5 protein-coding genes are annotated in these 6,465 nt (G+C 34.3%); all 5 read right to left on the minus strand.

The features are described 5' to 3' along the window. Positions 1–132: 132 nt before the first annotated feature. Positions 133–618: an NAD(P)H-dependent oxidoreductase gene (locus J6Y29_02820; protein ID MBP5426812.1), complete on the minus strand. Its 486-nt coding sequence runs from the start codon at positions 616–618 to the stop codon at positions 133–135. Positions 619–633: 15 nt separating this feature from the next. Further along, on the minus strand, positions 634–1,089 hold the full coding sequence (locus tag J6Y29_02825; GenBank protein ID MBP5426813.1) for a VanZ family protein: 456 nt from the start codon (positions 1,087–1,089) through the stop codon (positions 634–636). Positions 1,090–1,305: 216 nt separating this feature from the next. Beyond that, the gene (asnS, locus tag J6Y29_02830) at positions 1,306–2,691 is read right to left on the minus strand and encodes an asparagine--tRNA ligase (protein MBP5426814.1); all 1,386 of its coding nucleotides are present in this window, start codon (positions 2,689–2,691) and stop codon (positions 1,306–1,308) included. Between the two features lie 41 nt (positions 2,692–2,732). Further along, positions 2,733–3,437 carry a peptidylprolyl isomerase gene (locus tag J6Y29_02835; GenBank protein MBP5426815.1) on the minus strand — a complete coding sequence of 235 codons (705 nt, stop codon included), beginning with the start codon at positions 3,435–3,437 and terminating at the stop codon, positions 2,733–2,735. A gap of 253 nt (positions 3,438–3,690) precedes the next feature. Further along, entirely contained in the window at positions 3,691–6,225 is a 2,535-nt protein-coding gene (locus tag J6Y29_02840; GenBank protein MBP5426816.1) for a hypothetical protein, read from the minus strand. Positions 6,226–6,465: the final 240 nt, after the last annotated feature.

Consider the following 6,465-nt stretch of genomic DNA (forward strand, 5'->3'; position numbering starts at 1 on the left):
ACCATTCAAATCCGTGTGCATCCACGCGGAGCGTTATAATTCAGTCGGAGCTTGAACTCCCACTGAATTGTAAATATGTACCCACCGCCTACGCTTTTTCAAGCTTAGAGGCGGGGGACATCTCCGACTGAGTTATATATTGTTTATTATATTTTTGGCCCATTCTCCTAATTCTTTATCTTGTACATTTCTACTAAATACTCTACCTTCTTTTAATATAGCTCCTTTGCATGACTCTTTTAAACCATCGTTAGTATTTCCCATTCCACTTCCTCCAGATGTCGCAAATGGTACAATTATTTTATTATTCAAATCGTATTCTTCTAGAAATGTATTAATTATAGTCGGGGCAACATACCACCATATAGGAAACCCTACATATACAACATCATATTGAGACATATTATCTACTCTGTTCGCTATTTTAGGTCTAGAACTTTTATCCCTCATTTCTATACTTGTACGACTATTTTTATTCATCCAATTTAAATCCTCTGCCGTATATGGTTGTTCTGGTAATATTTCGTATAAATCTGCACCTTCTACGGACGCAAGTTTTGATGCTATCTTTTTTGTGTTCCCACTTGCACTAAAATAAGCAACTAATTTTTTTGACATAAGTAACACCCTCTCTTAATTTTTTTTATATAGAAAAAATATTCCAAACATTCCTACAAAAATATATATAACAGGTTCTAATTTATGCATAATAACAGCCTTTTGTCCACTTCTTTTAAATATTTTATGAAATATTATCCACAACATATACCCCGTTATAGTACCCAATGTATTTGTAATCAAATCATTTATATCAGTTGTTCTATAACAAAACAGTTGACTTACTTCAATTGCTAACGACATTAATAATCCCACTATTGCAACTTTTAAAATTTTTCTAAAATTATTCCATACTAACGGCAATAAAAAACCTAGTGGCATAAACATTATTACATTCAAAATATGTGATTTTAATTCATCTATCATAAAAGGCTTTAGATATACAACTCCTCTAATCCCTCCATACTTTATTATATCCCACATAGTTCCCATATCTGCTGCAACCTCTACTGCTAAGTAACAATAAAGCATAAAGACATACGTCCAAACTATATGTCTTATAACATGTTCCTTGCCTTTATATTTGCCCTTATTCACAACTTGCCATATTGCGTTCGGTATAATGAAGCATAAAAAGGAATACATTATATATTTTTCCCATCTCAATGTTTTTCCTCACCTGATAACGCACAATACAATATATCGCCCTTTTTATAAGATGCTCCATATGTCTATAGTCTATACATACTAAAACTCCGCATTATTTACAGTTCTAGGAAATGGAATAACATCTCTTATATTAGTCATGCCTGTAACATACATTATAGCTCTTTCAAATCCTAATCCAAAACCTGCGTGTTTAGTTCCTCCATATTTTCTTAAATCTAAATACCAACTATAATCTTCCTTTTTTATACCCAATTCATCCATTCTATTTTCTAATAAATCTAATCTTTCTTCTCTTTGGCTACCACCTATTATTTCTCCTACACCTGGTACCAACAAATCCATTGCAGCAACTGTTTTATTATCATTGTTTAATCTCATATAAAATGCTTTTATATCCTTTGGATAATCGGTTACAAACACAGGCTTTTTAAATATTTGTTCTGTTAAAAATCTCTCGTGCTCTGTTTGCAAATCCAATCCCCATTCCACAGGATAATCAAATTTATCTTTATTTTTCTTTAAAATTTCTATAGCCTCTGTATAAGTAATCTTTCCAAAATCAGAACTCACCACATTTTCCAATCTTTCTAATAAATTCTTGTCTACAAAATTATTGAAAAATTCCATCTCTTCTTTTGCATTTTCTTTGCAATAATTGATTATATATTTTAACATGTCCTCTGCTAACTTCATATCATCATCTAAATTTGCAAATGCTATCTCAGGCTCTATCATCCAAAATTCTGCAGCGTGTCTTGCAGTATTTGAATTTTCTGCCCTAAATGTTGGACCAAATGTATAAACACTTTTAAATGCATGCGCATATGTTTCAACATTTAATTGTCCACTAACTGTAAGATTAGTCTCTTTCCCAAAAAAATCTTCTTTATAATTTACTTGGTCTTTATCATCTTTAGGCAAATTGTTTAAATCTAATGTTGTCACTCTAAACATTTCACCTGCGCCTTCACAATCGCTTCCTGTTATTATAGGTGTGTGAACGTACACAAAACCTCTTTCTTGAAAAAATTTATGTATGGCGAAAGCTACTATTGACCTAATTCTAAATACAGCTGAAAATGTATTTGTTCTAGGTCTCAAATGAGCTATAGTCCTCAAAAATTCAAACGAATGTCTCTTTTTTTGCAATGGATAATCTTCCAATGATTCCCCTTCTACTTCTATAGCTCTTGCTTTTATTTCAAATGGTTGCTTTGCATTTGGTGTATTTTCTAACACCCCATTTATAACCAATGAAGAACCTACCCTAAGCTTTGAAATCTCCTTAAAATTACTTAAGACACCTTCTTCAAACACAATTTGAACTCCCTTAAAAAAACTTCCATCATTTAATTCTATAAATCCAAAAACTTTAGAACTTCGTATAGTTCTCACCCAACCGCATACTTTTATTTCTTTTCCCTCTAACTCAGTATATTTTTTATATAACTCCTTTATCTCCATATTTTATACCCTTTCTTTTTCATCTTTATTGATTGAATCTGTTACTGCACATTCTCTATACAGATATTTAATATAACAACGTCTTCTATAGGCTTGTTATTATATGACGAAACTTTTACATTTGCTATTTCATCTACAATATCTAATCCCTCATAAACCTGGCCAAAAACAGTATGCTTACCATCTAAATGTGGAGTGCCACCAAAATTTATGTATTTTTGCAACAAATTTTCATCAAAATTCATTTTTCTTAAATACGTAACAAGTCCATCCTCTAATGCACTATTTTGGACTATAAAAAACTGACTTGTATTTGTATTTGGTCCTCTATTTGCCATTGACAAAGCTCCTCTATAATGATGAACTTTTTCACTAAATTCATCTTCAAATGTAGTATTCCATATACTTTCTCCACCACTACCTGTACCTGTAGGATCTCCGCCTTGTATCATAAAATCTTTTATTACTCTATGAAAAGTAACTCCATCGTAATATCCTTTATTAGCTAATCCTATAAAATTTTGCACTGCTTTTGGTGCTATATCTTTAAACAATTTAACTTTTATTTCTCCATGATTAGTCTTTATATTTGCAACTACATCACCCGATTTAGGCTTCATAAACTGATAATCTTCATCTTGAATAACACTACTTGTTTTTAAAGCATTCCCTGACTTTATTTTAACTGTGTCTTTTGCACTTGCAGAACATCCTGTGTAAAGCAAAAATAACAAACACAACGCCATCAGTAATCCTCTTCTCACAATAATCCCTCCATTTTTTATGTTCCAATTATAGCATTAAACAACCATATTCTTTATGGTAGATAGCATTAGCCCAATGATTATTATATCACTACAACCATCTTTTGCATAGCATTATTTTAATAAAAATTTTTAACTTTAATAAGCACTTTAATATTCAAAGTAAATGCAACATGTCGTGTTTCATTTGACTATGTTGCATTTGCTTTGATAATAGCCTACTAATCAATATACTTTATTCTGTCACTATAACATAATTTCCTGCTTGGTCGTATACATACGCTGTTTGGCCTGACATTGTAAATCTCACTGATTGATTTGTCCCTGTAAGTTGTGCATTTGTCTGTGCATCCACATCGGTGCTTTCGGTTATCTTATATAAGCCTGAGTCTGTATCTGTGGCCTCTATCAACGCATTTGAGCCTTTTTTGTATGCCCTTCTTATTGTTGGCCCTAAATTATCCAAATCCAATTGCGTTATATTAGATACTGCATCGTATATATACACTGTCCCAGTCGGCAATGGACCTCTTGCTCTATATGTTTGCGATGTTGTTGGATAGTCAGAATAACTTGCCTCCCCATTATAGCTGGTGCTAGGAAGTACTGTTCCTCCTGCATCTATTATTTTCCATAAGCCTGTGTTTGCTGCTGTCGCCGTTATGGTATATTCTCCATTTCCATATGCTACACTAACTTGCGGTTCTGCTGTATACTCGCTTGATAAGTCTACCTCTTTGTAATTTCCTGCATGATCATACACATATACTGTTGTCACTCCTGATGATACTGTAAACTTTGCTATACCACTTGTCCCTGATAATGTCACCTTTGCAGCACCACCTACACTCTCTGTTATTTTCCATAAGCCTGATTCGGTATCTGTTGCCTCTATAACAACATTTGTCCCTTTTCGATATGCTCTGGTTACGCTAGGTTCACTAGTGTCAAGTGTTAAAGTGGATGTATTATTTACTGCATCGTATATTGTGACAGTAGCTGCCGCTATTGGGCCAGTACCTGTATATGTTTGATATGTCGATGATGTTGGATAACTTCCAGTTTTATCTATTATTATCTTCCCATTATGTTCTACTTTCCATAATCCAGATCCTTGATCCCTTGCTTTTATTGTATATGTACCATTTGAATATGTCACACCACCATCTGGGGCCGTTTGGTCTAGCGTAGCATTTGAAACAGTGTATGACGTATACAAACCAGCATTATCATATACTCTAAATGAAGATATGGCGGAAGTTCTTGTAAAATTCACTGTCTTTGATGTGCCAGATAACGATGCATACGTTGTATTGCCATTACTTGAATCTGCTATTTTTGACAAAGCATTATTATCACTAGCTGTAACCCTAAATCCTGTATTAGCATTATTTCTATATACTTGGGTTATTGTTGGTGGCGTGTCAGATTGCACAATTAGCGTCATTACTTTATAATTTGCTAAACTTGTTATACAATCTGCTCCTCTATCTTCATCATATACTATCATTCTATATGTCCCATCCCCTATATCACTCGGTAAATAAAAATCTACTGTCCCTGTCGCACTTGTTATATTCTGCTTCGCTCTTGAAAAATAATGTGTTCCTGTATTACTACTATTTTTTATTACTCCACATATATTCCGTTTCGCACTACTAGTGGCTGTTGCTCCACTATATGTTAATGTTAATTTATTTCCCTTCTTTGCACTTATTGTGTCACCATTTGCTACACTTTCGCCATTTACCTTCATCGCTGTTATATTAAATCCTGTACTTTTCGCTATTGTTAATTTGTATGATGAGCTTGGGGTCGCGTTGAGCGTTGGTGTTACTTGGGCTACTGCGCTTCCCGTATTTGTCGTGGATATTGCTTTGAATGTAGATGATGCGCTCGCTACGCTCCCAGATGAACTCGCTTCGCTCGTGATGATAGATGCTAGATGTACATTCAAAGCAAAGCGCACAGCGTCACCACCGTAGGAATAGTTGTAACCGGACCCGCCCGAAGAATTCACCCTGGCGACATTGTAGCTACCATCAGAACAGGCCGACCGGAGCCACCAACTGCAGGTAGAACTTCCAGAATCTCCTAGTTTGCATCTACCACATTCTGCCCATAATTTTTGTTTATAATCCCCATAATTACTCTGGTACGTAAATCCATAACTTGTCACTTCGCTCGCTGACAACAAAAATAAGTAGTCATCATACAAATTCTCATTATTATCTATCATAGTACTATTAAATGTTGTTGCATAATACCATCTCGAACCATCCCATGCCCGTAACCACTCTACCGCACTACTGAAATAGCTTGTTGTTGTAGCCGCTATTGCGCTACTCTCTCTACTAAAGCAATTACTCTTTATTGTTCCATTTAATTCTCCTCTTACTGCACACTCACTACTAACTCTCCAGTTCTGTCTAGGAAAATCGGATCTATTACTCCATAAGCTATACTTTAATCCATACTCTGACATCATAAATAATCCTTTTTTATTTCCACTACTTGTTGTTCCACATGCATTTGTATATCCATCTAACGTCCCATTTGATGTTGTACTAAGTACTCTAAACAATATTGGTCCTGCTATATCATACCCCTTACCTGTAGCATCCCCGAAATATACCCAATGAAATTTATAATTAGGTTTTGTCTTATCTGTTTCACCAGTTGCAGCTGGGTCCCATATTAAACACGCTCCTAATGTCCCATCTGGTGTCCCTTGATTAATCGCATATACTTTCGTTCCAAAAATGAGCATAAAAAAAGTCAGTACCAAAAAACAGACTAACCCTAATTTATTTTTATTTATATAAATTAGATTATTATTATATCCCTTGCCACCCCCCCTTGTAGCTGAAATCCAGTATTCATGCGGGTTTTGGGCATTTTTGCCTTGCATGAAACAATTTTATTTTTGTGTTTTTGTAGTAACATTTTTAGCTTTCTCCTTTCTTTATGTTTTTAGTATTCGTTAGTTTTCTCGTTTTGTCAAAATACT

The sequence above is a fragment of the Clostridiales bacterium genome (assembly GCA_017961515.1).
Classification (GTDB): domain Bacteria; phylum Bacillota; class Clostridia; order Acetivibrionales; family RGIG10202; genus RGIG10202.